30 protein-coding genes are annotated in these 25,684 nt (G+C 68.8%); 10 read left to right on the forward strand and 20 right to left on the reverse strand.

Annotation, left to right across the window (positions count from 1 at the left end; all coding sequences use genetic code 11):
- Nucleotides 1-57 precede the first annotated feature (57 nt).
- Genes DD542_RS00560 through egtB form a run of 5 tightly spaced genes read left to right on the forward strand, consistent with a single transcriptional unit; the run spans nt 58 to nt 4,792 of the window.
- On the forward strand, nt 58-930 hold the full coding sequence (locus tag DD542_RS00560; RefSeq protein ID WP_127803010.1) for a putative selenate ABC transporter substrate-binding protein: 873 nt from the start codon (nt 58-60) through the stop codon (nt 928-930).
- 18 nt (nt 931-948) lie between these two features.
- Nucleotides 949-1,782 (forward strand): ATP-binding cassette domain-containing protein, encoded by an 834-nt coding sequence (locus DD542_RS00565; RefSeq protein WP_079367078.1) that lies wholly within the window; start codon nt 949-951, stop codon nt 1,780-1,782.
- 4 nt (nt 1,783-1,786) lie between these two features.
- Entirely contained in the window at nt 1,787-2,629 is an 843-nt protein-coding gene (locus DD542_RS00570) for an ABC transporter permease (protein WP_127803012.1), read from the forward strand.
- The gene (gene phnE, locus DD542_RS00575) at nt 2,626-3,453 is read left to right on the forward strand and encodes a phosphonate ABC transporter, permease protein PhnE (protein ID WP_127803014.1); all 828 of its coding nucleotides are present in this window, start codon (nt 2,626-2,628) and stop codon (nt 3,451-3,453) included. Before DD542_RS00570 ends, phnE begins: the two co-directional genes overlap by 4 nt.
- Before the next feature lie 4 nt (nt 3,454-3,457).
- Nucleotides 3,458-4,792: an ergothioneine biosynthesis protein EgtB gene (egtB, locus tag DD542_RS00580; RefSeq protein ID WP_127803016.1), complete on the forward strand. Its 1,335-nt coding sequence runs from the start codon at nt 3,458-3,460 to the stop codon at nt 4,790-4,792.
- A gap of 61 nt (nt 4,793-4,853) precedes the next feature.
- Here the strand turns inward: egtB and DD542_RS00585 are convergent, their stop codons facing one another.
- Nucleotides 4,854-5,573, reverse strand: coding sequence for an SDR family oxidoreductase (locus DD542_RS00585; protein WP_127803018.1), 720 nt, complete (start codon nt 5,571-5,573; stop codon nt 4,854-4,856).
- Between the two features lie 71 nt (nt 5,574-5,644).
- Between DD542_RS00585 and DD542_RS00590 the strand changes: the two genes are divergently transcribed.
- Entirely contained in the window at nt 5,645-6,283 is a 639-nt protein-coding gene (locus DD542_RS00590; RefSeq protein WP_127803020.1) for a TetR/AcrR family transcriptional regulator, read from the forward strand.
- Between the two features lie 13 nt (nt 6,284-6,296).
- Here the strand turns inward: DD542_RS00590 and DD542_RS00595 are convergent, their stop codons facing one another.
- A complete protein-coding gene (locus DD542_RS00595) occupies nt 6,297-6,728 on the reverse strand; it encodes an Rrf2 family transcriptional regulator (protein WP_066149455.1) in 432 nt (143 codons plus the stop codon).
- Nucleotides 6,729-6,789: 61 nt separating this feature from the next.
- Here DD542_RS00595 and DD542_RS00600 point away from each other — a divergent pair, with 61 nt between their 5' ends.
- On the forward strand, nt 6,790-7,479 hold the full coding sequence (locus DD542_RS00600) for a class I SAM-dependent methyltransferase (RefSeq protein ID WP_241559646.1): 690 nt from the start codon (nt 6,790-6,792) through the stop codon (nt 7,477-7,479).
- Nucleotides 7,480-7,522: 43 nt separating this feature from the next.
- On the opposite strand, the gene DD542_RS00605 is transcribed toward DD542_RS00600, so the two are convergent.
- The 3 genes from DD542_RS00605 to DD542_RS00615 are packed head-to-tail and all read right to left on the reverse strand — an operon-like array spanning nt 7,523 to nt 10,597.
- Nucleotides 7,523-8,692, reverse strand: coding sequence for a PQQ-dependent sugar dehydrogenase (locus tag DD542_RS00605; RefSeq protein ID WP_127803022.1), 1,170 nt, complete (start codon nt 8,690-8,692; stop codon nt 7,523-7,525).
- Between the two features lie 4 nt (nt 8,693-8,696).
- The gene (locus tag DD542_RS00610; RefSeq protein ID WP_127803024.1) at nt 8,697-9,296 is read right to left on the reverse strand and encodes an NnrU family protein; all 600 of its coding nucleotides are present in this window, start codon (nt 9,294-9,296) and stop codon (nt 8,697-8,699) included.
- Nucleotides 9,284-10,597, reverse strand: a complete 1,314-nt coding sequence (locus DD542_RS00615; RefSeq protein ID WP_127803026.1) for a leucine-rich repeat-containing protein kinase family protein — start codon at nt 10,595-10,597, stop codon at nt 9,284-9,286. The genes DD542_RS00610 and DD542_RS00615 overlap by 13 nt, the downstream gene beginning before the upstream one ends.
- 91 nt (nt 10,598-10,688) lie before the next feature.
- Between DD542_RS00615 and DD542_RS00620 the strand changes: the two genes are divergently transcribed.
- Nucleotides 10,689-11,228, forward strand: coding sequence for an outer membrane beta-barrel protein (locus DD542_RS00620; RefSeq protein WP_066149438.1), 540 nt, complete (start codon nt 10,689-10,691; stop codon nt 11,226-11,228).
- A 6-nt stretch (nt 11,229-11,234) separates the two neighbouring features.
- Here the strand turns inward: DD542_RS00620 and DD542_RS00625 are convergent, their stop codons facing one another.
- Complete coding sequence (locus tag DD542_RS00625; protein ID WP_127803028.1) at nt 11,235-11,459, reverse strand: helix-turn-helix transcriptional regulator; 225 nt, start codon at nt 11,457-11,459, stop codon at nt 11,235-11,237.
- On the reverse strand, nt 11,459-12,022 hold the full coding sequence (locus tag DD542_RS00630) for a DUF2975 domain-containing protein (protein WP_127803030.1): 564 nt from the start codon (nt 12,020-12,022) through the stop codon (nt 11,459-11,461). The genes DD542_RS00625 and DD542_RS00630 overlap by 1 nt, the downstream gene beginning before the upstream one ends.
- A gap of 84 nt (nt 12,023-12,106) precedes the next feature.
- Between DD542_RS00630 and DD542_RS00635 the strand changes: the two genes are divergently transcribed.
- Nucleotides 12,107-12,712, forward strand: coding sequence for a hypothetical protein (locus DD542_RS00635; RefSeq protein WP_127803032.1), 606 nt, complete (start codon nt 12,107-12,109; stop codon nt 12,710-12,712).
- A 17-nt stretch (nt 12,713-12,729) separates the two neighbouring features.
- On the opposite strand, the gene DD542_RS00640 is transcribed toward DD542_RS00635, so the two are convergent.
- The 7 genes from DD542_RS00640 to cyoA are packed head-to-tail and all read right to left on the reverse strand — an operon-like array spanning nt 12,730 to nt 19,463.
- On the reverse strand, nt 12,730-13,284 hold the full coding sequence (locus DD542_RS00640; protein WP_066149426.1) for a response regulator transcription factor: 555 nt from the start codon (nt 13,282-13,284) through the stop codon (nt 12,730-12,732).
- The gene (locus DD542_RS00645) at nt 13,274-14,593 is read right to left on the reverse strand and encodes an ATP-binding protein (RefSeq protein ID WP_241559840.1); all 1,320 of its coding nucleotides are present in this window, start codon (nt 14,591-14,593) and stop codon (nt 13,274-13,276) included. The genes DD542_RS00640 and DD542_RS00645 overlap by 11 nt, the downstream gene beginning before the upstream one ends.
- A 26-nt stretch (nt 14,594-14,619) precedes the next feature.
- Nucleotides 14,620-15,375 (reverse strand): SURF1 family protein, encoded by a 756-nt coding sequence (locus tag DD542_RS00650; protein WP_127803036.1) that lies wholly within the window; start codon nt 15,373-15,375, stop codon nt 14,620-14,622.
- Nucleotides 15,372-15,797 (reverse strand): cytochrome o ubiquinol oxidase subunit IV, encoded by a 426-nt coding sequence (cyoD, locus tag DD542_RS00655; protein WP_127803038.1) that lies wholly within the window; start codon nt 15,795-15,797, stop codon nt 15,372-15,374. Before cyoD ends, DD542_RS00650 begins: the two co-directional genes overlap by 4 nt.
- Nucleotides 15,797-16,414, reverse strand: coding sequence for a cytochrome o ubiquinol oxidase subunit III (gene cyoC / locus DD542_RS00660; protein WP_127803040.1), 618 nt, complete (start codon nt 16,412-16,414; stop codon nt 15,797-15,799). The genes cyoD and cyoC overlap by 1 nt, the downstream gene beginning before the upstream one ends.
- Nucleotides 16,407-18,413: a cytochrome o ubiquinol oxidase subunit I gene (gene cyoB / locus DD542_RS00665; RefSeq protein WP_127803042.1), complete on the reverse strand. Its 2,007-nt coding sequence runs from the start codon at nt 18,411-18,413 to the stop codon at nt 16,407-16,409. Before cyoB ends, cyoC begins: the two co-directional genes overlap by 8 nt.
- 33 nt (nt 18,414-18,446) lie before the next feature.
- Nucleotides 18,447-19,463, reverse strand: coding sequence for a ubiquinol oxidase subunit II (cyoA, locus tag DD542_RS00670; protein WP_127803044.1), 1,017 nt, complete (start codon nt 19,461-19,463; stop codon nt 18,447-18,449).
- Nucleotides 19,464-19,638: 175 nt separating this feature from the next.
- Here cyoA and DD542_RS00675 point away from each other — a divergent pair, with 175 nt between their 5' ends.
- A complete protein-coding gene (locus tag DD542_RS00675) occupies nt 19,639-20,961 on the forward strand; it encodes an MFS transporter (protein WP_127803046.1) in 1,323 nt (440 codons plus the stop codon).
- Nucleotides 20,962-20,964: 3 nt separating this feature from the next.
- Here the strand turns inward: DD542_RS00675 and soxB are convergent, their stop codons facing one another.
- The 6 genes from soxB to DD542_RS00705 form a co-directional block, all read right to left on the reverse strand.
- Nucleotides 20,965-22,689, reverse strand: a complete 1,725-nt coding sequence (gene soxB / locus DD542_RS00680) for a thiosulfohydrolase SoxB (protein WP_127803048.1) — start codon at nt 22,687-22,689, stop codon at nt 20,965-20,967.
- A 91-nt stretch (nt 22,690-22,780) separates the two neighbouring features.
- The gene (gene soxX / locus DD542_RS00685; protein WP_066149399.1) at nt 22,781-23,431 is read right to left on the reverse strand and encodes a sulfur oxidation c-type cytochrome SoxX; all 651 of its coding nucleotides are present in this window, start codon (nt 23,429-23,431) and stop codon (nt 22,781-22,783) included.
- Between the two features lie 17 nt (nt 23,432-23,448).
- Nucleotides 23,449-24,231: a sulfur oxidation c-type cytochrome SoxA gene (soxA, locus tag DD542_RS00690; RefSeq protein WP_066150849.1), complete on the reverse strand. Its 783-nt coding sequence runs from the start codon at nt 24,229-24,231 to the stop codon at nt 23,449-23,451.
- Nucleotides 24,232-24,414: 183 nt separating this feature from the next.
- Nucleotides 24,415-24,726 (reverse strand): thiosulfate oxidation carrier complex protein SoxZ, encoded by a 312-nt coding sequence (gene soxZ / locus DD542_RS00695; protein WP_079367098.1) that lies wholly within the window; start codon nt 24,724-24,726, stop codon nt 24,415-24,417.
- 57 nt (nt 24,727-24,783) lie between these two features.
- On the reverse strand, nt 24,784-25,239 hold the full coding sequence (gene soxY, locus DD542_RS00700) for a thiosulfate oxidation carrier protein SoxY (RefSeq protein WP_066149394.1): 456 nt from the start codon (nt 25,237-25,239) through the stop codon (nt 24,784-24,786).
- A gap of 32 nt (nt 25,240-25,271) precedes the next feature.
- On the reverse strand, nt 25,272-25,604 hold the full coding sequence (locus DD542_RS00705; protein ID WP_127803050.1) for a c-type cytochrome: 333 nt from the start codon (nt 25,602-25,604) through the stop codon (nt 25,272-25,274).
- Between the last annotated feature and the right edge of the window lie 80 nt (nt 25,605-25,684).

Genomic DNA, 25,684 nt, shown 5'->3' on the forward strand with positions numbered 1-25,684 from the left:
AAACCCTCTGGCGCCGGGTTCTAATACCTCCCCCTATCCCCCTTCACCGGATACCCCATGAACCGCAACATCTCCCGCACCCGCCGCGCACTCTTGACCTGCGCTGTGCTCGCCACCACCGCCCTCGCCCCGCTGGCCCACGCGCAGCAGACCGTGTTCCGCGTCACCGCGATCCCCGACGAGTCGCCCACCGAGCTGGCGCGCAAGGCCGCGCCGCTGATGAAGTACCTCGAAGCCAAGCTCGGCATGAAGGTCGAGTTCACGCCCGTGACCGACTACGCCGCCTCCGTGGAGGCGCTGGTGAACAAGAAGGTCGACCTGGCCTGGTTCGGCGGCTTCACCTTCGTGCAGGCCAGCGTGCGCTCCGGCGGCAAGGTGATCCCGCTGGTGCAGCGCGAGGAAGACGAGAAGTTCAAGTCGGTCTTCATCACCAGCGACCCCGCCATCAAGGCCCTGGCCGACCTCAAGGGCAAGGACGTGTCCTTCGGTTCGCAAAGCTCCACCAGCGGCCACCTGATGCCGCGCAGCTTCCTGCTGCAGGCCGGACTGAACCCCGAGAAGGATTTCAGGCGCGTGGCCTTCAGCGGCGCGCACGACGCGACGATTGCCGCCGTGGCCTCGGGCAAGGTGCAGGCCGGTGCGCTGAACATCTCGGTGTGGGACAAGTTCGTGGCCGACAAGAAGGTCGACACCGAGAAGGTCAAGGTCTTCTACACCACCCCGCCCTACTACGACTACAACTGGACGGTGCACGCCGACATGCCCGCCGCCACGCGCCAGAAGCTGGCCGACGCCTTCCTGTCGCTGAGCAAGGCCACGCCCGAGGGCAAAGAGATTCTGGAACTGCAGCGCGCCACCAAGTTCGTGCCGACCAAGGCCGAGAACTACAAGGGCATCGAGGCCGCCGCGCGCAGCGCCGATCTGCTGTGACCGCGCAGGGGTGAACGCTTGAAAGTCGCCCTGCACGCCGCCACGGCGCGGCACCCGGCCGCCCGCCCCGGCACCCCGCCCGCCTTGCGCGGGCTGGAACTGCAGGTGGCGGCCGGCGAGCACGTGGCGGTGATCGGACCCAGCGGCGCTGGCAAGACCACGCTGCTGCAGCTGCTGGCCTGCGCGCTGCCGCCCGGCGCCGGCGGGCTGCAGCTGGACGGCCAGTCGCCCTGGCAGCTGCCGCGCGCCGAGCTGCAGCGCCTGCGCGGGCGCCTGTTCCTGGCGCCGCAGGTGCCACCGCTGCCGCCGCGCCAGCGCGTGGTCACCGCCGTGCTGGCCGGCCGCCTGCCAGCCATGGGCACCTGGCAGAGCCTGCGTTCGCTGTTCTACCCGGCGGACATTCCCGCCGCGTTCGAGGCACTGGACCGCTTCGACCTGGCGGACAAGCTGTTCGAGCGCGTCGACCGACTCTCGGGCGGCGAGCGCCAGCGCGTGGGCTTGGCGCGTGCGCTGCTCTCGCCCGCTTCGCTCTGGCTGATCGACGAGCCGCTGTCCGCCCTGGACCCGACCCGCGCCAGCCAGGCCATCGACACGCTACTGACGGCCGCGCGCGAGCGCGGCGCGACCCTGGTCGCCACGCTGCACCAGGTGGACGTCGCGCTGGCGCATTTCCCGCGCATCGTCGGCCTGCGCGACGGCGCCATCGCCTTCGACCTGCCGGCCGCGCAGGTGGGTCGCGAGCGCCTGGCCGCGCTGTACGCGCAGCACGAGCACGAGCTGACCGGCCCGGCGCCTTCGCTGGAAGACGTGGCGTCTGTGGCGCCGCAACCCGTGGTCATGCACTGCCGGTGATGCCATGACCACCGCCGCCCTGCCCGCGCGCACCGCGCCCGCCCGTGACCCGGCCTGGCTGCCACGGCTGTTCTGGACCGGCACCGGCCTGGTGCTGCTGTGGCCGCTGCTGGTGGCCACCGAGTTCCGGCCCTGGGTGATGTTCGAAGAACAGAGCCTGCGGGTCAGTGGCCAGTTCATCGCCAGCTTCTTCCCGCCCGCGCACTCGGCCGAGTTCCTCACCATGGTGCTGAAGGAGACCTGGCGCACCGTGGCCATGGCCACCGCGGGCGTGGCGCTGGCACTGCTGATCGCGGTGCCGCTGGCGCTGCTGTCGACACGGGTGCTCTCGGTGTCCGCGCTGTCAGGCCGCATGGCGCACGGGCCGTTCTGGCTGCGCCAGTTCGCGCGCTGGCTGCTGATCGTGCTGCGCAGCATCCCGGAACTGGTGTGGGCGCTGGTGTTCGTGCGCGTGGTCGGGCTCGGCCCCACGGCCGGCGTGCTGGCGATTGCGCTCACCTACGGCGGCATGCTGGGCAAGGTCTACGGCGAAATCCTGGAAAGCGGCGAGACCCACGCCACCGAGGCCCTGCTGCGCAACGGCGCGGGCCGCCTGCAGGCCTTCTTCTACGGCCTGCTGCCCGCCAGCGCGGCCGAGCTGACGAGCTACACCGTCTACCGCTGGGAGTGCGCGATCCGCTCCTCGGTCATCCTGGGCTTCGTCGGTGCAGGCGGCTTGGGCCAGCAGATGGACAACTCGATGAAGATGTTCAACGGCGGCGAGGTCGCGACCATGCTGCTGGTGTTCATGGCCCTGGTCGCGCTCGCCGACCGGGTCAGTGCGTGGCTCAGAAAGGTGCTCGGATGAAGCAGCCCCGCGGCGCCAACGATGTCTACCGGCTGCCGCCGCCGATCTTCGACGCGCGCTGCAAGGCCTGCTGGTTCACTGTCGGCCTGCTGGTACTGGTGGTCGCCAGCTTCTGGTCGCTGGACCTGCAGTGGGCGCAGTTCTTCTCGGCCGAGGCGGCGGCCAGCATGGGCCGCTTCGTCGGCGAGTTCTTTCCGCCCGACACCTCGCCGGCCTTCCTGCACAAGGTCGCCGTGGCTGCCTGGGAAACGCTGGCCATGTCGGCCGTAGGCACGCTGCTGGCCGCCATCGCCGGGCTCGCGCTGGCCCTGCCGGCCGCGCGGCTGCACACGGGCGACGCGGCGCGGGCCCGCGCCCCCACAAGCCTGCTGCTCAACGCGCTGCGCAGCGTGCCCGAGCTGGTCTGGGCCGCGCTGCTGCTGATCTCGGCCGGCCTCGGCCCGCTGGCCGGCACGCTGGCGCTGGCGCTGCACACGACGGGCGTGCTCGGCCGCCTGTTCGCCGAGGCGGTGGAGAACGCGCCGCCCGGCCCGGCCGAGGCGCTGCGTGCCCAGGGCGTGGGCCACGGCCGCGTGTTCCTCTACGCCACGCTGCCGCAGGTGCTGCCCCAGCTGATGAGCTACACGCTCTACCGCTGGGAAAACAACATCCGCGCCGCGGCCGTGCTGGGCGTGGTCGGCGCGGGCGGCCTGGGCCAGCTGCTGGCCTTTCACATGGGCCTGTTCCACATGCCCAAGACCGCCACCGTGCTGGGCGCGATGCTGCTGCTGGTGGCCATCGTCGACGCCGCCAGCCTGGGCGCGCGACGCTGGATGACGCGGTGAACCCATGAGCGCACACGCACCGTCGGCCCCCACCCCGCTGTCGGCGCTGCAGCGCCGCTTCCGTGCCGTGCGCGACCAGTCCCTGGCGCTGGCCGCGCCGCTGTCCGAGGCCGACTGCCAGGTGCAGTCAATGCCCGACGCCAGCCCCACCAAGTGGCATCTGGCGCACACCACCTGGTTCTTCGAGACCTTCATCCTCGAACGCGCCGAGCCCGGCTTCCAGCCCTTCGACCCGGCCTACCGCGTGCTGTTCAACAGCTACTACCAGGGCGTGGGCGACCAGCACCCGCGGCCCCAGCGTGGCCTCATCACGCGGCCGGGCATGGCCGAGGTGCGCGCCTACCGCGCGCAGGTCGACGCTCGCATCGACAAGCTGTTCGCGCTAGGCCTGGCGCCCGAGCTGGCCACGCTGGTCGAGCTGGGCCTGCAGCACGAACAGCAGCACCAGGAGCTGCTGCTCACCGACATCAAGCACCTGCTCTCGTGCAACCCGACCGACCCGGTCTACCACCCGCCACGGCCACCGGCCTCGGTGGCGCCGCAGCCCCTGCGCTGGTGCGCGTTCGAGGGCGGCGTCGGCGAGATCGGCCACGGCGGCGAGGGCTTCGCCTTCGACAACGAAAGCCCGCGCCACGCCGTGCTGCTGCGTCCGTTTGCGCTGGCAAACCGGCTGGTGACGCAGGGCGAGTGGCAGGCCTTCATGGACGACAGCGGCTACAGCGACCCGCGCTGGTGGATGGCCGCCGGCTGGGACTGGCTGCGCGCCCAGCGCATCAACGCACCGCTCTACTGGCACAAGAACGAGGACGCAGGCATCGACTCCGAGCAGCGAGGTGGCTGGACCGCCTTCACCCTGCACGGCCGCGTGCCCATCGACCAGCACGCGCCCGTGGTCCACATCAGCTGGTTCGAGGCCGACGCCTACGCGCGCTGGAGCGCAGCGCAGCAGGGCACACCGGTCCGGCTGCCCACCGAGGCCGAGTGGGAACAGGCAGCCCGCCGCCTGGGTGGGCGCTGGGCCGACGGCGGCAACTTCCAGGACAGCGGAGCCCTGCACCCGGTGCCGCTCGCGCGCAGCGCGGACAACGAACCGGGTCTGCAGCAGATGGGCGGCGACGTGTGGGAATGGACCGCCAGCGCCTACCTGCCCTACCCCGGCTACCGCCCCTGGGCCGGCGCGGTGGGCGAATACAACGGCAAGTTCATGATCAACCAGATGGTGCTGCGCGGCGGATCGTGTGCCACGCCGCGCGAGCACATGCGCAGCAGCTACCGCAACTTCTTCCCGACCGAGGCGCGCTGGCAGTTCAGCGGCCTGCGTCTGGCCCAGGACCTCTGAGCCATCACCGCAGAGTCAGCCCCGCACACCGCGCGGGGCTGCGGGCGGACCTGGTCGGGCCTTACCAAGGCGTGGTACCCCCCGGCTCGACGAACACCCCGTTCTCTTCACCCGCCAGGGCGTACTGCACCGGCAGTCTCGCGCCTTCGGCCGGGGTCATGGTGCCGTAGCCGGTCAGATCGGTCTTGACGAAACCCGGGCTGACCGAGTTGACGACGATGGGCGTGCCGCGCAACGCCTCCCGGAGCTGCACGGTCAGCATGTTCAGCGCCGCCTTGGAGGCGTTGTAGCCGATGTATTGCGCCGCGTAGTAGGTCGACGACGGGTCGCCGTTGAGCGTGAGCGAGCCGAGCGAACTCGACAGGTTCACAACACGCGCCGCCGGGGCGTCCCGCAGCAGCGGCAGCATCGCCTGAGTCACCGCCAGGGCACCGAAGAAGTTGGTCTCAAACACCCGGCGCACGGCGTCCATCGAGGCCTTGCCGGGCGGGCCATCGGTCGGGTCGAAGATGCCGGCGTTGTTGACCAGGATGTCCAGCCTGCCGTGCTCATGCCGGATCTGCAACGCGGCGGCGCCGATGCTCGCTCCGTCGGTGACATCCAGCCTCAGGGCCTGGGCGGCCAGTCCCTGACGGGCCAGATCAGCGACGGCTGCGCGACCGCGGTCGTCGTCCCTGGCGCCGATGAGGACGTGGACGCCGGCCTGAGCCAGTTGCCGGGCGATTTCAAATCCGATGCCCTTGTTCGCGCCGGTGACGAGTGCGATGCGTTGGGTGGTCATGCAGAAAGTCCTTTCAGAGAAAATGCAACGCCGGCACTATATGAACAATCATTCAGTTTGAGGATTCGCTTTTGGCCTCCACCGCTTCACGCTCACTGAACCCAAGAAGGACGCCGCGCCAGGCCCGGTCGGCGTTCACGCTGGACGCGATTTTTGAGGCCACCATTCAGCTTCTGGTGGCGGACGGCATGCACCGCCTGACCACCACCAAGGTGGCCGAGAGGGCGGGTGTGTCTGTCGGCACGATGTACCAGTACTTCCCGCACAAGGAGGCGCTGGTCTATGCGCTCAACGAGCGCTATCTGGAAGCCCTGGCCGCGAGGATCGAGGCCACTTGTCAGGCCGGTCGGGGCCGTCCCATCGGCGAGATGGTGGAGGCGCTGATCGACACCTACTGGCGCGCGAAGATGGAGCGCGCGGACGTGACCCGGGCGCTCTACCGCTCCGTCGCCGAACTGGACAACCAGGCGATGATCGATGCGTTCGCCAGCCGGGCGAACGCGGCCACCTCGGCGATGCTCGCCAGCGCGAGCGATGCAACGTTCACCGACCTCAGGAACGTGAACCTGACGCTGGTCACCGTCGTGTTCGGCGCGGTGCGAAACGCCTTCGAGCGCCACCTGCGGCCCACCGAGGCGCGCAAGCTGCGCCGCCAGCTGGTGGTGATGTGTCGCGCCTATCTGGAGAGCGTGGCGCGACCCTCCGCATGAGGCCACCCGCCGATCAGCAGGGCTTGGCGGCCTTCGACAGTGCCTTCGGTGCGAGCTCGGCCAGAGAGACCTCCGCAAAGCGCTGAACAAACAGCGCTTCGGCCTGCGCCATGCTGTCCGCCAGCACCGCGTTGACGCGCGCCTGCACCTGGCAGGCCGGGTCACGCTCCCGGTTGCCGAAGGCAAACAGGGTGGGCCGGCCCAGGGCGACGTAGACGTCGAGCAGGGAGATCTCGTGCAGGGGTCTGGCCAGCAGCCACCCCCCGCCGTGGCCCTTCTCGGCGCTGACGTGGCCCGCCGCGCGCAGACCCGCCATGGTCCGCCGGAACACGGCGGGGTTGGTCCCCATGCTCCGAGCCAGCACCTCGGAGGTGATGGGCTCCTTTGCGTGCCCCAGGTGCAGCAGCACATGCAGCACGTCGGACAGGCGTGTGTCCTTGTTCATCCGCTTTTCCCATCATGAAACATCAACTGATATTTGATCATGTACGATCAAGTGTCTTTTGATGATTCATGAAGAAGACCACCACCGCATGACCACCACCGCAACATCAACAGCAAGCCACCCTTACCTGGACGGGCCACCAAAGCAGGTACCGGGCTTTGCCAGCCTGCACCGCATGGTGGGGCTGCTGCTCGCCGAGCAGGCGCCTTCCGACGCGCGCATCCTCGTGCTCGGCGCCGGCGGCGGCATGGAAATCGACGCGCTGGCCCGCGAACAGCCCACCTGGCGCTTCGACGGCGTCGACCCATCGAGGGACATGCTGGCGCTCGCCGAGCAGACCGTCCGGCCGCACCAGGGCCGGGTGGCCCTCCACGAGGACCGCATCGATGCGGCCCCACCGGGGCCGTTCGACGGCGCGACATCGCTGCTCGTCTTCCACTTCATCCCGCATGCGCAGAAGCTGGCGACGCTGCGCGCGGTCCGCCAGCGCCTCAGGGCCGGAGCCCCCTTTGTCGTGGTGCACATCAGCATCCCGTCCGCCGAGCCCGAGCGCTCCCTCTGGCTGTCGCGGCACCTGGCCTTCGCTGGAACGCCGGCCGCCAGCGCAGGGACCTCCCTGCAGGCGATGCAATCGCAACTGGCGATCCTCTCGCCGGAAGAGGACGAGGCGCTCCTGCGGGAGGCCGGGTTCCAGCGGGTCGCGCTGTTCTACGCGGGGCTGAGCTTCCGGGGCTGGGTGGGGTACGCGTAGGGCGCTGAGCACCGGCACCGGTGGCGCGCCCCGTCGAGCGCCCTCACTTGGGCTGCAGGCGCAGCAACTGGCCCCGGACGTGGTCGGTGAGCAGGTAGATGAGGCCGTCCGGCCCCTGGCGCACGTCGCGCACCCGCTGGTTGAGGTCGGGCAGCAGCTTCTCTTCCTTCACCAGCTTGGTGCCGTTGAACTTCAGCCGCACCAGGTGACGGAACTTGAGCGAGCCCACCAGCATGCTGCCCTTCCAGTCCTTGCCGTAGCGCTCGCTGGTGACCCAGGCCATGCCGGAGGGCGCGATCGAGGGCACCCAGTAGTGCAGCGGCTGTTCCATGCCGTCCTTGGTGCTGAGGCCCTCGCCGATGGCGCCGCCGCCGTAGTTCTCGCCGTAGGTGATGACCGGCCAGCCGTAGTTCTTGCCGGCCTCGGGGCGGTTGATCTCGTCGCCGCCCTGCGGGCCGTGTTCGCTGGTCCACAGCCGGCCGTCCGGCCCGATGGCCGCGCCCTGCAGGTTGCGGTGGCCAACGCTCCAGATCTCGGGCAGCGCGCCGGGCTTGGTGGTGAAGGGGTTGTCGGGCGGCGCGCTGCCGTCCTTGCGCAGGCGCACCACCTTGCCGTGGTGGTTGTCCAGGGTCTGCGCGTCGTCCATGCGCTGGAAGCGGTCGCCCAGCGTGAGGAACAGGGTGTGGTCCTTGGCCTCGGCGATGCGGCAGCCGAAGTGCACCCGGCTGGCGAACTTCGGTTTCTGGCTGAAGACCACCTTCACGTCTTCCAGCCTCGTGGCGTCGTCCGACAGCCGGGCCGATGCCAGCGCGGTGGAGTTGCCGCCCTGGCCAGGCTCGGAGAAGCAAAAGTAGATGGTGCGGTTGCGCTCGAACTGGCTGTCGGTGACCACGTCCAGCAGGCCACCCTGGCCGCCCGCGTCGACCTTGGGTACGCCGGCCAGCGGTGCGCCGATGTGGCCATCGGGCTCGACCACGCGCATGCGGCCGGGGCGCTCGGTGACCAGCATGCGGCCGTCGCCGATGAAGGCCAGGCCCCAGGGATTCTGCAGGCCGTTGGCCACCACCTCGACCGAGGGCGAGGCCGCGAACACAGGGCCGGCGACAAGCACCAGTGCACCCAGCCAGCAAGCACCGTGGAACCGGCTCAGCCGGGCCACAGGTGCTGTCCCCCCTTCCAGGGGGGAAGACGCGAAGCGGCGCAGGGGGGTCATCTCGTCATCCTCCGAAGGGGCGAACGCCAAACAGGGCGGCGTGCGCCCACATCACCGTCAGTCCATAAAGCGCCAGCCCGCCCACCACCGCGATCAGGTCGTTGGCACCGCTGGCGGGCAGCACCGGCACCGTCCGCAAGGTGCCGGCCTGGGCGCGGCGCTTGAGCGAGACGCGGTCGGCCGCGGCCCAGAGCAGGAAGCCGCCGAACAGCAGGATGTCGGCCAGGCTGCCGCCGGTGACCGACTGCGCCAGCAGGTGGCCCAGCGCCCAGAGCTTGACGGCCAGCAGCATGGGGTGTTTGGTGGCGCGCTGGATGCGCCCGGGCAGGTAGGCCGCCAGCAGCAGCACGAACACCGGCAGCAGCACCAGCGCGGCCAGGTGGCGCATGCCACCCGGCAGGCTGTAGACCAGCACCGGGTTCTCGCGCGCCAGGCCGTAGCCCCAGACGATCAGCCCCAGCCCCACGGCCGAGACCAGCGAATACAGCCCCTTCCAGGCGCCCTCGCCCATCTGCGCCACCAGGCGGTCGCGCCCGGCGGGCGACACGATGGCGACCGAATGCACGCCGAGAAACAGCAGCAGACCCAGGATCAGCACGAGCATGAAACCTCCTTGAAGAGTGAACGGGACACCTCGGCCATCGATGGCCGCGCACCGGGATCAAGGGCCATGCAGGCCCGGGCCAGGCTGGCGATCATGGCACGCACCGGATCGTCCTGTGTGACATCCAGGCGATCCCCCAGTTCCTCCAGCAGGCAACCGAAGGCGCGCACTTCCAGCGCATGCAGCGCACGGGCCAGCGCCGGCTGGTTGGCCGGCAGCAGGGCGGCGGCGCCGAAGTCGCTGAGCAGGGCGTCGCCGGTGGCCGGGTTCCACAGGATGTTGTGGGCGTAGAGGTCGCCGTGCACCACGCCGTGTCCGTGCAGGTGGGCCACCGCGCCGGCCATGCCACGCAGCAGCCGCAGCGCCGGTCCGGCGACCAGGCGCCAGCCGTCGGGGTAGACGTCGCGCGTGCAGCTGGCCAGGCTGGGCGGCCCCGCCAGCAGCACGTGCCCGGGCGGGATCAGCGGCAGCAGCATGCCCTGCGCGCCGTCGGGGTGGCCCTGCAGCCGGGCCACCGGGGTGCACAGCGCGGGGTGCGCGCCCGCGGCACCACCGGCGGCCATTTCGTGCTCGGGCAGGCCGTCGCTGGTGACGGCGCCCTTGAACAGCTTGAGGGCCAGTTCGTCAGGCCGCCCGGCCACCCTGGCGCGCAGGGCCCGGCCCGAGGCGCCTTCGCCCAGGGCCTCGCCCGGCCGGATGTCGCCCCAGTCCACCACCGGCAGCTGCAGCGGCGGCACCGCCCAGCCCAGCGGGTTGCCGGCCAGCGCCAGCCACGACAGGCGCGGCAGGCGCAGCAGCCAGTCGGGCAGCCGCTCAAAGCGGTTGGCCGAGATGCGCAGCAGCTCCAGCCGCTGCGCACCGGCCAGCCCCTCCGGCAGGACCTGCAGCCGGTTGCCGGCGAGCATCAGCTTCTGCAAGCGCGGCCGCTCGCCCAGCGCGTCGGGTAGGGTCTCGATGGCGTTGTCGGTGAGGATCAGCCAGCGCAGGGCCGGCGGCAGCGCGGCGGCGGGCACCCGGGTGATGCGGCAGGCCTTGAAGCCCACCATCTCCAGCGCCGGGCAGTCGCCCAGCACCTCGGGCAGCGCGGTGAAGGGGTTGTCCGACGCGAAGATCACCTTGAGCCGCTGCAGCCGCGGCAACCACGCGGGCAGTGTGGTCAGGCGGTTGCCGCTGAGGTTGAGCACCTCCAGCGAATCGGCCAGGCCGAGCACCTCGGCGGGCAGTTCGGTCAGGCCGCAGGAGAGGTCCAGGCGGGTGGCGCCGGCCAGGTCGCCGCGCCGCAGTTGTTCGAGGGTGTGCATTAGGCACGGATTATGGAATCCGCACCCTCGACAAACGGAACCAAGCTCCTAGAATGAAATTCACAACCATTCATTCATCAGCGGAGCGGACATGACACTCAAACCTTTGGCACTGGTTGCCCTGCTGGCGGCAGCCACCACCCCTGCGGCCATGGCCCAGAGCGTGTACGGCGAGCTGGGCTATTCCGCCCTGTCCATGAAGCTGTCGGTGCCCGTCATCGGCCTGCGCGCCAGTTCCAACCCGGCCATGATCCGGGGCCTGGTGGGCCTGCAGCTCACCGACGGCCTGGCGCTCGAAGCCATCGGCGCCGTCAACTCGGGCAGCAGCGCCTACACCAACAGCAACACCGGCACCCGCTACAGCGGCAAGATCGACCAGCTCTATGGCCTGTACGTGGCGCCCAAGATCGGCCTCGGCCCGGTCGAACTGTTCGGCCGCGTCGGCATGGCGCGCACCAAGCTCAGCTTCCAGGGCCTGGGCTCGGGCGAAGACAAGAAGCTGTCCTACGGCGGCGGCCTGCGCCTGATGCCCACCAGCAACCTGTCTCTGAGCGTGGACTACATGAACTACCTCGACAGCGGCGGCGCCAGCGTCAACGGCTACTCGCTGAGCCTGGGCCTGCGCTTCTGACGGCCCTCAGCCCGGCGGCGGCTCGCCGTCGGGTGCGTACACCAGCAGGTCGCCGGGCTGGCACTGCAGGTATTCGCAGATCTTCTCCAGCGTTTCGAAGCGCACGCCCTTGACCTTGCCCTGCTTGAGCAGGGACATGTTGGCCTCGGTGATGCCGACGAATTCGGCCAGGTCGCGCGACTTGACCTTGCGCCGCGCCAGCATCACGTCCAGCTGCACGGTGATGGGCATCAGACAAAACCCTCGTTCTCTTCGGCCAGCGTCTGCCCCTGGGCGATCACCGCGGCCATCAGCCACACCAGGCCCGCAAAGAACAGCGTGAACACGTGGTCCGAGCCGATGCCCACCGAGAGGTGGCGCTGGCCGGGCGGGTTGTTCAAGGTCAGCAGCACCGAGGTGGCGCTGCTGGCCAGCATGGACGCCAGCGCCGCCCAGGCCACCCAGCCCGCAAAGCGGCCCAGCAGCGCAGTCGCCTGCAGGGTGAACACCTGGCCCTGCGCAAACATGCCGAAGCAGCGCCGCGCCTGCCACACCCCCGCCAGCAGCAGCCCCAGCGGCACCGCCGTCACGGCCGCCCCCGCGATGCGCTGCCACAGCACCAGCGGCGCCGAAATGGCCTGCGAAGGCAGGTTGGCATGGGCCGTCAGCTGGTCTGCGCTGGCCGTGGCCCAGTAGTACGCCAGCGCCAGCGGCAGGGTAACGAGCAACGCCCAGCAGGCGGCCACCATCCAGCGGCTGATGCGGCGCACGCGTTGCGAGGACAGGGGGACGGCACGGGATTCGGCGCTGTTCATGGATGGCTTTCGTTCAGAAGGGGTTTGACTTGATTTTGTTGTTTTACAATAATTTTTTACCGATCGACAATCAAAGTCAAGCCCATGTCCATGTCATACCCCACCCCCCTTCTGCTGCGCCGCAGCCTGCTGCTCGCCTCCGCCGCCGCGCTGGCGGCCTGCGGCGGCATTCCCCTCACCTCCCTGCCCCGGCTGGCCCAGCTGTCCGGGCAGCTGCTGGAGGCCGACCCGGCGCAGTTCATGGTCGCGCTGCAGGTGGACGCGCGCGTGGTGCCGCCGCCGGGCGCGGTGCCGCTGCTGCACATTCAGCTCAAGCCCAGGGTCGAGGGCGCGTTTGCGCCGGTGGACCGCAAGCTGCCGCTGGCCATGACCACCGCCGCCAGCGCCACGCTGGGCCTGGACGCGCCCGGCCCGGGCCGCCGCTGGCTGGTCTACAGCCTGCCGCCGGCCACCCAGGCCGAGCTGAAGCAGGTGCAGGCGATGGTCAAGCAGGCCCAGGCGCAACCGGGCTACCAGCGCGGCGGCACGCTGGCCCTGGGCGTGGAGCAGAAGGACCTGGCCGTCACCGACCCGTCGCTGGCGCGCACCAAGTGGTCGACCTGGATGCAGGTCAAGCAGAGCGAGGGCTTCTTCGAGGTCTGGAACGGCACGCCCGAGGAGATCCGGCGATTGGCGGAAGCGAAGCGCTGAAGGGCGGCGCCCGCCCCTCACTTCACCTGCTGCTTGTCGAGCTTGCGCGCCAGCGTACGGCGGTGCATGCCCAGGCGGCGCGCGGTCTCGGAAATGTTGAAGCCGGTTTCGGCGAGCACCTGGTGGATGCGCTCCCACTCCAGGGTCTTGATCGAGCTGGGCCGGCTGGTCAGCGCGACCTCGGTCGTGCCTTCGGAGCGGCCGAACGCCGCCTCGATGTCGTCGGTGTTGGAGGGCTTGGCCAGGTAGTGGCAGGCGCCGAGCTTGATGGCCTCCACCGCGGTGGCGATGCTGGCGAAGCCGGTCAGCACCACGATGAGCATGCCGCCGTCGTGCGCCACCAGCGCGCGCACGCAGGCCAGGCCCGAGGCCTCGCCCTGCAGCTTGAGGTCCACCACCGCGCGGGTCGGCGCGTAGCCGCCGGCCAGCACCGTGGTGAGTTGGTCCAGGCTGGCGGCCACGCGCACCTCGTAGCCGCGGCGCTCGAAGGAGCGCGCCAGGGTGCGCGCAAAGGCCGCGTCGTCCTCGACGATGAGCAGGCGTTGCGCAGAAGCGGTGTCGTCAGATGCCATGGGGCGCGTCCTCGGCCAGGGTGATGGCGGCCAGCGGCAGCGTGATGCGGACCTGCGCCCCGCCCTCGGCAAGGTTGCCCACCACCACATCGCCGCCCAGCGTGCGTGCCACGTTGAATACCAGAAACAGGCCCAGCCCACCGCCGGGATGGCCTTTGGTGCTCTGGTAGGGCTTGCCGATCTGCGGCAGCAGCTGGGGCGCAAAGCCCGGGCCCTGGTCCCAGACGGTGAGCACCAGTGCGTCGTCCTCGCGGCGGGCCTCGAACCACACCGCCTGGGGCGAGGCATCGGCCGCGTTGTCCAGCACGTTGCCGATCATCTGCTGGATGGCCGAGTCGGCCACCATGGGCAGGTCGTCGCCGAAGGCGTTGTGGTAGTGGAAGCCGCTGCAGTTGCGCCGCTCGCACCAGGCCTGGACCACGCTGTCGAGGAAGGCGCAGACCGTGGTCTCGCTGGAGGATTCGCCGCGCGCCTCGCCGGCCGAGAGCAGGATGCCGCTGACGATGGCCTTGCAGCGCGCCACCTGGGCCTGCATCTCCGCCACGTCGTCCGCCAGCTCGGGCTCGGAGCTGAAGTGCGGCAGGTGCTGCCAGTCGCCCAGGATCACCGCCAGGGTGGACAGCGGCGTGCCCAGCTCGTGCGCCGCGCCCGAGGCCAGCAGGCCCATGCGCACCACGTGCTCCTCTTCGGCGGCGCGCTGGCGCAGCAGGGCCAGGCGGGTGTCGCGCTCGCGCAGGTTGTCCACGATGCGCGAGATGAAGACCACCAGCAGCACGGCGTTGAGCACGAAGCAGATCAGCATGCCCTGGGTGTAGGGGCTGGCCAGGCCCTGGTCGTGGTCCAGCGGCAGAGGCAGCGGCGGCGCCCACAGCGCCAGCCCCGCGAAGCACAGCGTGGTCACCCCCACCATGACCCAGGTCGCCCACACCGGCAGCAGCACCGCGCCCAGGATCACCTGCAGCAGGAACAGGAACACGAAGGGATTGGTGGCGCCGCCGCTGAGGTAGAGCAAGGCGGTGAGCGCGCCCACGTCCACCAGCAGGGTGAGCAGCAGCTCGGGGCCGGTCACGGGCCGCGGCGAGCGGCAGCGCAGCAGCGAGAGCAGGTTGAACACGCCGAGCCCCGCCAGCACCGCGTACATGACGTGCTCGGGGATCGGGATGTCCATGCCATGGGCCACCACCGCCACCGTCGCGATCTGGCCGAACAGCGCCATCCAGCGCAGCTGGATCAGCTGCTGCAGGTTTTTCAGGCCAGCCGCCTGGTCCGGACCGACGGCCGCGAGCGACGGGGTAACGACATTCACCATGGGGCTTGCGGTGCCGACGAGAAACATCAGGAGGAGGCTCCGGATTGTCCGGGAAGCCGCCGCCGCGCACCGTCCCGCAGCACAAAGACCGTGGCGGCCACGGTCATCGCGGCCAGTGCGAACCAGGTCAGCGCGTAGACGAGGTGGTTGTTGGAGAAGCGCAGCACGGTGAGCCCACCCACGGGCCCGTCGGGCGTGGCGCAGGGCGTGTCGGCACCGGCGTCGACAAAGAACGGCGCCACCGCGGCGGGCGGCAACCCCGCGGCCGCCGACAGCGCTGGCACGTCGCGCGAGAACCAGCGCCCAGCGGCTGGGTCGTTGCGGCGCAGGAAGCCGCCGCCGGGTTCGGTGCGCCGCAGCAGGCCGGTGACCGTCGCCGGGCCGGTGCAGCGGGCGGCCTCGCGCGCGCCCTGCCACTGAGAAGCCGAGGGCACGAAGCCGCGGTTGACCCAGACCACGGAACCATCGGTGGTGCGCAGCGGCGCCATCACCCAGAAGCCCGCGCCGCGCTCGGTGACGGCCTGCACCAGCTGTTCGGCGCCGTGCAGGAACTCGCCGCCGAGGCGCACGCGCCGGTACTCATCGGCGGCGGGGTCGGCCTGCAGCGCCGGCCAGGTGTCGGCGCCGGGCGCGGCCACGGGCTCGGCATGTGCGCGTGCCGCCACGCGGGCCACGAGATCGTTCTTCCAGGCCAGGCGCTGGACCTGCCAGGCGCCCAGCGCCAGGAACAGCCCGCACAGCAGCGCGCCCGCTCCGGCCAGCAGGGCGCGTCGCAGCGTCATGGGGTGCCGTGCGGTGCCGCGGCGGGCGGGTGGGCGGCGTGGCCGCCGTGCGCCGGCATCATGTTCTCGTTCATGTGGAACATGACCCAGAGCGTGCCGGCGATGGCAATCGCCACGAAGACCACGGTGAAGATGGTCGACAGCAGGGTCCAGCCGCCTTCGACCTTGCCGTTCATGTGGAGGAAACACACCATGTGCACCAGGATCTGCGCCACGGCGAAGGCACCGAGCACCATCACCGCCGTGGGCCGGTGGGTGATGACGCCGTCCATGACCAGCCAGAACGGGATGGCGGTGAGGACGACCGAGAGCACGAAGCCGACCATGTAGCCCGAGAAGCTGCTGTGCGGGCCATCGTCATGGTCGTGGCCGTGGTCGTCGTGGTGACCGCCGTGGTGGATTGCAGTGTCGTGCGCGCTCATCACAGCACTCCCATCAGGTAGACAAAGGTGAAGACGCCGATCCAGACGACGTCCAGAAAGTGCCAGAACATCGAGAGGCACATCAGGCGGCGCTTGTTCTCGCGCGTCAGGCCGCGCTGGGCGATCTGGATCATCAGCACCACCAGCCAGATCGAGCCGAAGGTGACGTGCAGGCCGTGGGTACCGACCAGCGTGAAGAAGGCCGACATGGCGGCGCTGCTCTGCGGCGTGGCGCCTTCGTGGATCAGGTGCGCGAACTCGTACAGCTCCACGCCCAGGAAGCACAGGCCGAACACGCCGGTGACGGCCAGCCAGCCCAGCGTGCCGCCGACCTTGCCCTGCTGCTTTTGCAGCATGGCGAAGCCGAAGGTGATGGACGAGAGCAGCAGGAAGGCGGTGTTGATGGCCACCAGCTGGAGGTCGAACAGCTCGGCGCCACCGGGGCCGCCCGCATAGCTGCGGCCGAGCACGCCGTAGGTCGCGAACAGCGCCGCGAAGATGAGGCAGTCGCTCATCAGGTAGAGCCAGAAGCCCAGCGCGGTGCCGTTCTCGGGGTGCGGCTCGCGGTCGAGGTGGTAGGCGCGCGTGGCGCCGGGGGTGAGGGCGATGTCAGACATGGCGGGCCAGCAGTTGGGTGCGTGCGTGTTCGGTGGCGGTCACTTCGGACCCGGGGATGTGGTAGTCGCGCTGGTAGTTGAAGGTGTGCACGATGGCCGCGAGCACGATGGCCGCGAACGAGGCGATGGCCAGCGGCCACATGTGCCAGATCAGCGAGAAACCCCAGACCAGCGAGAGCGCCGACAGCACCACACCGGCACCGGTGTTCAGCGGCATGTGGATGGCCTTGAAGCCGGACAGCGGGCGCTGGTAGCCGTGCTTCTTCATGTCGGCCCAGGCGTCGATGTCGTGCACCACCGGGGTGAAGGCGAAGTTGTACTGGGGCGGGGGCGACGAGGTGGCCCACTCCAGCGTGCGGCCATTCCACGGGTCGCCGGTGTGGTCGCGCAGCTGCTCGCGCCGGAAGAAGCTGACGGCGATGCAGACCAGGAAGCTGGCGATGCCGATGGCCACCAGCACGGCGCCGAACAGGGCGATCTGGAACCAGATCTGCAGCGACGGGTCCTCGAAGTGGCTGACGCGGCGCGTCACGCCCATCAGGCCCAGCACGTACAGCGGCGTGAAGGCGAACCAGTAGCCGGCCAGCCAGAACCAGAAGGACACGCGGCCCCAGAAGTCGTCGAGCCGGAAGCCGAAGGCCTTCGGGAACCAGTACACCATGCCGGCGAACAGGCCGAACACCACGCCGCCGATGATCACGTTGTGGAAGTGCGCGATCAGGAACAGCGAGTTGTGCAGCACGAAGTCGGCCGAGGGCACGGCCAGCAGCACGCCGGTCATGCCGCCGACGACGAAGGTCACCATGAAGCCCACGGTCCACAGCATCGGCACCTCGAAGCGGATGCGGCCGCGGTACATGGTGAACAGCCAGTTGAAGATCTTCGCGCCCGTGGGGATCGAGATGATCATGGTGGTGATCCCGAAGAACGAGTTCACGCTGGCGCCCGAGCCCATGGTGAAGAAGTGGTGCAGCCACACCAGGTAGGACAGGATGGTGATGCAGACCGTGGCGTAGACCATCGACGTGTAGCCGAACAGGCGCTTGCCGCTGAAGGTGGCGACCACCTCGGAGAAGACGCCGAACACCGGCAGGATCAGGATGTAGACCTCGGGGTGGCCCCAGATCCAGATCAGGTTCACGTAAAGCATGGGATTGCCACCCAGCTCGTTGGTGAAGAAGTTGGTGCCGACGTACCGGTCCAGGCTCATCAGCACCAGCGCGGCGGTGAGGATGGGGAAGGACGCGACGATCAGCGCGTTGGTGCACAGCGCGGTCCAGGTGAAGACCGGCATGCGCATCAGACCCATGCCCGGTGCGCGCATCTTCACGATGGTCACCAGCAGGTTGATGCCCGAGAGCGTGGTGCCCACCCCGGCGATCTGCAGCGACCAGATGTAGTAGTCCAGCCCCACGCCGGGGTTCTGCGCGCCCAGGTTGGACAGCGCCAGCCAGCCCGAGGTGGAGAACTCGCCCAGGAACAGCGAGACCATCACCAGCACCGCGCCGGCGGTGGTCATCCAGAAGCTGAAGTTGTTGAGGAACGGGAAGGCGACGTCGCGCGCGCCGATCTGCAGCGGCACCAGGTAGTTCATCAGCCCGGTGACCAGCGGCATGGCCACGAAGAAGATCATGATCACGCCGTGGGCGGTGAAGATCTGGTCGTAGTGGTGCGGAGGCAGGTAGCCCAGGTTGTCGCCAAAGGCCATGGCCTGGTGCAGGCGCATCATGATCGCGTCGGCGAAGCCGCGCAGCAGCATCACCAGGCCCAGGATCATGTACATGATGCCGATCTTCTTGTGGTCGATGCTGCAGAACCAGTCGCGCCACAGCGGGCCCCACAGGCGGAATTTCGTCAGCAGGGCGAGCACGCCCAGGCCGCCGAGCACCACGGCCACGAAGGTCCACAGCAGGATGGGCTCGTGCGTCATCGGGATCGAGTCCCAGGTCAGGCGCCCCAGCAGCCAGTGGTTGGAAACGGAAGAAGGATCAGCGGACATGGTGGTGTCTTGGGTGAACGGGTCGGTCGGTGCTCAGGGGCGGGCGGTGAACGTGGGCAGCGTGTCGTCGGCGGAGCAGATCTCCTGCGCGGCGGCGGCTTCGAGGGCGCGGGCGCTGCGGTGGGCGCGGTTGCGCGAGGCGTCGAGCGCCATCACCTGGTGCATGCAGGTCTTGCCCTCTTCCACGCAGAGGCCGACCACGCGGTCGAACAGGCCGTCCTCGACCGACGAGAAGCGCTCCACCGGGTGGCGCTCGCTGGGCTTGGCGAGCGCCAGGTAGGCCTGGCGGGTCAGCGGCTGGCCCTCGGCCTTGGCCCTGGCCACCCACTGCTCGAAGTCCTGTTCGCTCAGGCCGTGGAAGCGGAAGTGCATGCCCGAGAAGCCGGCGCCGCTGTAGTGCGAGGACATGCCGCGGAACACGCCGGGCTGGTTGATCACCGCGTTCAGCTCGGTCTGCATGCCGGGCATGGTGTAGATCATGCCGGCCAGGTCGGGCACGTAGAACGCGTTCATGGTGGTGCTGGAGGTCAGCGTGAAGCGGATCGGGCGGTCCACCGGCGCGGCCAGCTCGTTGACGGTGGCGATGCCCTGCTCGGGCAGCACGAACAGCCACTTCCAGTCCAGCGACACCACCTGCACCTCCAGCGGCTTCACGTTCTCGGGCAGGGCCTTCTGCTCGGAGATGCGGTCCAGCGGGCGGTAGGGGTCGAGCTTGTGGGTGGTGATCCAGGTGATGGCCCCCAGCGCGATGATGATCACCAGCGGCGCGGCCCAGATCACCAGTTCCAGCTTGGTCGAGTGGTGCCAGTCGGGCGCGTAGTCGGTCTCGGCATGCCGGCTGCCCTGGCGGTATCGCCATGCGAACCACAGGGTCAGCGCGATCACCGGCACGATGATCAGCAGCATCAGCACGGTGGCGATCACGACCAGGTCGCCCTGCTGGGCGGCCACGTCGCCGGCGGGGTTGAGCACGACCAGCTTGCTGCAGCCCGTCAGCAGGCTGGCGAGCAGGGGCAAGGCGGCGAGACGGAGGGGTGTGGTAGGGCGCATGCGGAGCAGGAGGGTTTCTCGACAAGCCGAACCGGGAAAACCCCAGTTGCGGAACCGGCGGGAATGTATCGGCTTTCCGCAGCGTTTTCGATTGGACGTTTTGTCCTATGTCAATGCGCCGGACTTCGAGTCACGATATAGGGGTCGCTCAAAACCGGCCCTCCGGAGTCCCCACATGCCCAGCCACACCCTTGAAAAGCCCGGCGCCGCGCCCCGCCAGCCCGCCGCCGCCCCGACCCACGAACACACCAGCCCGGGCGACATCGCCGTCGGCGTGGTGATCGGACGGACCTCGGAATACTTCGACTTTTTTGTCTTCGGCATCGCCTCGGTGCTGGTGTTCCCGGCGGTGTTCTTCCCGCACCTGAGCCGGCTGGACGGCACCCTGTTCGCCTTCGGCATCTTCGCGCTGGCCTTCGTCACCCGCCCCATCGGCACGGTGCTGTCGATGGCGGTGCAGCGCCGCTGGGGCCGCGCCACCAAGCTCACCCTCGCCCTCTTCGTGCTGGGCACCTGCACCGCCGGCATGGCCTTCCTGCCGGGCCACGCCAGCCTGGGCGCCGCCGCCATCGTGCTGCTGACCGTGCTGCGTCTGGGCCAGGGCCTGGCGCTGGGCGGCTCATGGGACGGCCTGCCCTCGCTGCTGGCGCTGAACGCACCCGCCGGCCGGCGCGGCTGGTACGCCATGCTCGGCCAGCTCGGTGCGCCGCTGGGCTTCGTGCTGGCCGCCGGCCTGTTCGCCTACCTCACCAGCAGCCTGTCGCAGGAGGACTTCCTCAGCTGGGGCTGGCGCTACCCCTTCTTCGTGGCCTTCGCCATCAACGTGGTCGCGCTGTTCGCCCGCCTGCAGCTGGTGAGCGCGCATGAGGAGGAAGGCCTGCTGAACCGGCAGGAGTTCGAGCCCGTGTCCACCCGTGAACTGCTGGGCTCGCAGGGCCACAACGTGTTCATCGGCGCCTTCGCCGCGCTGGCCAGCTACGCGCTGTTCCACATCGTCACGGTGTTCCCGCTGTCGTGGATCCACATCTACGCCCAGCAGCCGGTGACCGGCTTCCTGGTGGTGCAGATCGCGGGCGCCTTCCTGTGCGCCGGGGCCATCGTCGCCTCGGGCTGGCTGGCCGACCGCTACGGCCGCCGCACGACCCTGGGCAGCCTGGCCGTGCTGATCGGCGTGTTCAGCGGCTTCGCGCCCATGTTGCTCAACGGGGGCGAAGTGGGCCAGGACCTGTTCATCCTGATCGGCTTCGTCCTGCTGGGCCTGTCCTACGGCCAGGCCTCGGGCACGGTCACGGCCAACTTCGCGCCGCGCTTCCGCTACACCGGTGCGGCGCTCACGTCCGACCTGGCCTGGCTGTTCGGCGCCGCCTTCGCACCGCTGGTGGCGCTGGGCCTGTCGGCCCACTTCGGACTCGCCTTCGTCAGCCTGTACCTGCTCTCGGGCGCAGCCTGCACGCTTGGCGTGCTGCGCCTGAACCGCGCGCTGGAATCGCGCGACTGAACCTCAGACCACCATGCCGGGGTTGCCCTGCATGCCCACCAGCTTGGGCGTGTTGATCTTGCGCGGCGCGATGGTCTTGTGGTTTTTGAAGTAGGCCTCCATCACATCCCAGATCGGCTCGCCCTTGGCGCCTTCGGCCACCGGCGCCCAGCCCGCCACCTTGTAGGTCTTGCTGGCTTCGATCGCCTTGCCATTGAGCATCATGTTGCTGATGCGTTTGCCCGAACCCGCATTCGGGTCGCAGGTGTAGGCCAGCCCGCCCACGCGCACCATGTCACCACCCTGCTGGTAGTAGGGGTCGGGGTTGAACAGGTTGTCGCAGACGTCTTCCAGCACCGTCTTGATGGTCTCGCCGCTCATCTCGGTCAGCGTGCTGGTCGGGTAGGTGATGGCCACCTGGTCCATCATCAGTTCGCGCGTGATGGCCTGGCCCGGCAGGATGGTCGTGCCCCAGCGGAAGCCCGGCGAGAACGCCAGGTCGGCGCCCTTGACCTCCATCAGCGCGTCCACGATGAGCTGATCCCACGAGCCGTTGAAGTTGCCACGGCGGTAGAGCAGACCTTCGGACACCGCCAGCGTCTCGTCGAGCTTGGCCTTGTAGGGCGCGCGCACCTTGTCGATGTAGGCCTGCATCTCTTTGTCGGCCGGCAGCAGGTTGGCGAACACGGGCAGCAGCTTGTAGCGGAAGTCCTGCACCTTGCCACCGCGCACGTCGAAATCGAGCACACCGAGGAACTTGCTGTTGGAGCCGGCGTTGGTCACCAGGGTCTGGCCCTTGGCGTTCTTGACCACCAGCGGTGCGGGCATGCCGTCGTGCGTGTGGCCGCCCAGGATGGCGTCGATGCCGGTCACGCGCGAGGCCATCTTGATGTCCACGTCCATGCCGTTGTGCGAGATGACGACCACGGCCTGCGCCCCCTTGGCGCGCACCTCGTCGACCATCTTCTGCATGTTCTCGTCCTGGATGCCGAACTCCCAGTTGGGCACCATGTAGCGCGGGTTGGCGATCGGGGTGTAGGGGAACGCCTGGCCGATCACGGCGACGGGCACGCCGTTCATTTCCTTGATGACGTAGGGCTTGAACACCGGGTCGCCGAAGTCGTTGGTCTTGACGTTCTGCGCCAGGAAGTCCAGCTGGCCGGCGAAGTCCTTCTCGATGATCTCCTTGACGCGCTGCTCGCCCAGGGTGAACTCCCAGTGCGGGCACATGGCGTTCACGCCCAGCAGCTTGCAGGCGTCGACCATGTCCTGGCCGTTGGTCCACAGCGCGGTGGCACTGCCCTGCCAGGTGTCGCCGCCATCGAGCAGCATGGCGTGCGGACGGCTGGCCTTGAGCATCTTGACCAGGGTGGCCAGGTGCGCGAAACCGCCGACCTTGCCGTAGGTCTTCGCGGCCTTCTCGAAGTTGAGGTAGGTGAAGGCGTGCGCCTCGGCGGTGCCGGGGCGGATCTTGAAGTGCTTGAGCAGCGCCTCGCCCACGATGTGCGGCGGCCGGCCCACGGCGTCGGCCACGCCCAGGTTCACGTTGGGCTCGCGGAAGTGGATGGGCATGAGCTGCGCATGGCAGTCGGTGAAGTGCAGGAAGCTGACGTTGCCGAACTTCGGCAGGTCGTACAGCGCCTGTCCCGCGCCAGGCTTGGCGGCCAGCACGTCCTTGTGGTTCAGGGCCATGCCGCCCGCACTGGCGACGGCCAGCACCTGCATGAATTCACGACGGCTGAAGCTCATAAACATTCCTTCTCAATTGCACACTGATATTTGAGTCAAATTTTTTGGCCGGAGGGCCCGCGCCGGCTTGCACCGGCGCGGGCCCGGCCGGTCACTGGTTGACCGGCGACTTGGGGTCCAGCAGCAGGGCCATCACGTCCTTGAGGTTCTTCTCGCTCAGGATGCCCTTGTGGCCGGCGCGCGGCATCTGCGAACACGCGTTGTAGGCGCGCGAGTTCCACAGCTTGCCCCAGGTGTATTCCACGATGGCCTTGGAGGCCGGCGCATCCGGATCGCTCACGCCCCGCAGCTTGCCGTAGTTGTAGAGGCTGGGGCCGAGGTTGCCGAAGGAGATTTCCTTCTTGTCCATCTGGTGGCAGTTGTAGCAGTTGCCGCCGTTGACGTCGGTGGCCTTGTCGGTCCAGGTCAGGCCGCGGCCGCTCTGGGCGATCTTCTCGCCCTCCTTCCAGTCTCCGATGAACTTGCCGTCGCTGGGCATCTTGATGGTCTTGAGCGCGTCGGCCTCAATGGCCTTGGCGGTCTTCTCGTCCAGCGGCTTGCCAGCCACGTCGGCGGCGCTGCACAGGCGGTTGGCTTCGTCCTGCTTGAGGTAGTCCAGCGTGGCGATGCCGTTGGGCTGGAACGAGGCTTTCACGACACTGGCGTGCACCTGGTCGTAGTCGGCACCGGCACCGCCGGTGGAACAGGCGCCCAGCGCCAGGACGGTCAGGGGGAACAGGGCGATGGCAAAGGTCTTTTTCATGGGTCGTCTCCTGCGGATCAGCGCTTGATGGCCGGCACGATGGACTCGGCGCCCTTGGCGTTCACACCCATGTACACCTGCAGCGCGATGGTGGCGTCGCTGCCGAACTTGGGCTCGGGGAAGCGCTGCTGGCGGTAGCAGTCGTTCAGGCGCTTCTGCATGGTCCACATCTGCGAGTTCGACACGCGGTAGGCCGGCCAGGCGGCCACCCCCACACCGTCGCCCGGGTTCTTGGTCAGGTTGGGCAGCTCCTGCAGGCGGATGCGGCCACCGTCGACGCCGTGGCAGGACGAGCAGGCAAAGTCGTGCGGGCCGCCGCGCTGGAAGAACAGGCGCTTGCCCACCTCGTACATGGTCTTTTCCTGGGCATGCGTTTGCGACAGATTGAACCGCTCGCCCTTGGACTGGGTCGCCACATAGGTGGTGATGGCCACCAGGTTGGCGCCCTCGCCTTTTCCGATCGAAGGCGCGGCCTTGTACAGCTCGGCCTCGCTGAGACCCTGCAGCGTGACCATGCAGTGGATCAGACGCGTCTCCAGGTCCATGACCTTGCCGGTGTCCTTGAAGTAGCGCGGCAGCTCGGTGAAGGCGCCCTTGAGCACACCGGGGCCCTTGCCCAGGTCGCATTGCTCCAGCGAGGCGTTCTTCGGCCCGCGCTTCTGCTTCCACAGTTCCTCACCCTTCATCTCGAAAAGTTCGGCCGGGTTGCCGTCCTGCAGCATCTCGCGGTATTTGTTGATGCCGTCCAGCGCGGCGTTGCCCTGGGCATGCACCGCACCCAGCGCGAAAACGCCACCCATCAGAAGGGCAGCGTGGCGAGCGTCGAATTTCATGGGTGTTCTCCTGTTGTTGTGGAAGGCAGTGGCAGCGGCGTGCTGCCAGCGGTCACCGCGGAACCGGCTCCGCCGGGCCGCAGGTGACGCCCCCTGGAGGGGGTCGCGCGAAGCGCGGCGGGGGTGGTCCCATCCCGCGCGGCGGGGGTGTCAGGCGATCGCGGCTTCGTCGGTGCGCGAATCGCCCTTGTTGTCGACCCACTTCACCACGACCTTGTCGCCCTTGGCCGCGCCCTTGAACTTGAAGGACAGGAAGGGGTTCTGCGACACCGAGCCGCTGAACATGGCCTTGAGCACGGTCTTGCCGTTGTGGGTGGCTTCCAGGTCCTTGATGAAGTGGGCGGGAATGAGGGCGCCGGCCGCGTCTTTGCGGGTACCGGGTTCCATGGGGTGGGACATCAGCACGCGAACGGTGGTTTCGTCGCCGGCGAGGGCGGCACGGATGCGCATCGGATCAGCCATGATGGACTCCTGTCAATTCAATGAAATGGGGAAAAGGTTCGGGAGGTTCGGGGCCGGTCAGCCGCCGCAGCCGCCCAGGGTCACCTTGGTTTCCTTGGTGGCCGAGAAGAGCTTGCCGTCGGCCTTGACCACGGCGATCACGTTGGTGCTCTGGCCCATCTTCAGGCGGGTCTGCACGTCGGCGGCGGTGCCGGCCGGGATCATGAAGCCGCACGACAGCGGGGTCGGGTTCTTCTCGACGATCAGGTACATCTCGGTGGTGTTGGGCAGCTTGCTGGTGGCGCCCACGGGCACCACGGCGCCGTTCTCGGCGATGTCGGGCGACACCACCGACACCTGGTCGCTGGTGGCGGGCGTGCCGCCGATGGCCTTGAGGGCGTCTTCCAGCGTCTTGACCTGGAAGCTGGCCTGGTCGACGGCGGCCTGGGCCTGGCTCTGGGTGACGATGCCCAGCGAGACCAGCGTGGCGAACGCGCCGGTGGACTTGAGGGCGGTGCGACGGGATTGGTTCATCTTGAACTCCTGGTGAAAAGAGGGATGGGAGATTATTTGTCGGGAGCGCCGGCCAGCACCCACTCGGCAAGCAGTTTCAGCTCGTCGTCCTTCAGGGCGGGCTGGGGCGGCATGGGCACCGCGCCGTACAGACCCGAACCGCCGGACTTGATGCGCGCGGCCACCACGGCCACGGCGTCGGCCTGGCCCTTGTGTTTGGCGGCCACTTCCTTGTAGGCAGGGCCGACCAGCTTCTTGTCGACCGCGTGGCAGGCCAGGCAGGCGCTCTTGGCGGCCAGGGCCTTGGCGGCGGCGGCGTCGACCGCGAAGGCGCCGGCACACGACAGCAGCGCGGCCGCCGACACGACGATTCGGGAAAGGTGCATGGTCATAGGGTAGTGGCTCCTTGTGATGGGAAGAATGGGGTTAACGAGTAAATCCGAATATTCAATCTGGCTTGTCCTTC

It is taken from the genome of Hydrogenophaga sp. NH-16 (genome assembly GCF_004006415.1).
Classification (GTDB): Bacteria; Pseudomonadota; Gammaproteobacteria; order Burkholderiales; family Burkholderiaceae_C; genus Hydrogenophaga; species Hydrogenophaga pseudoflava.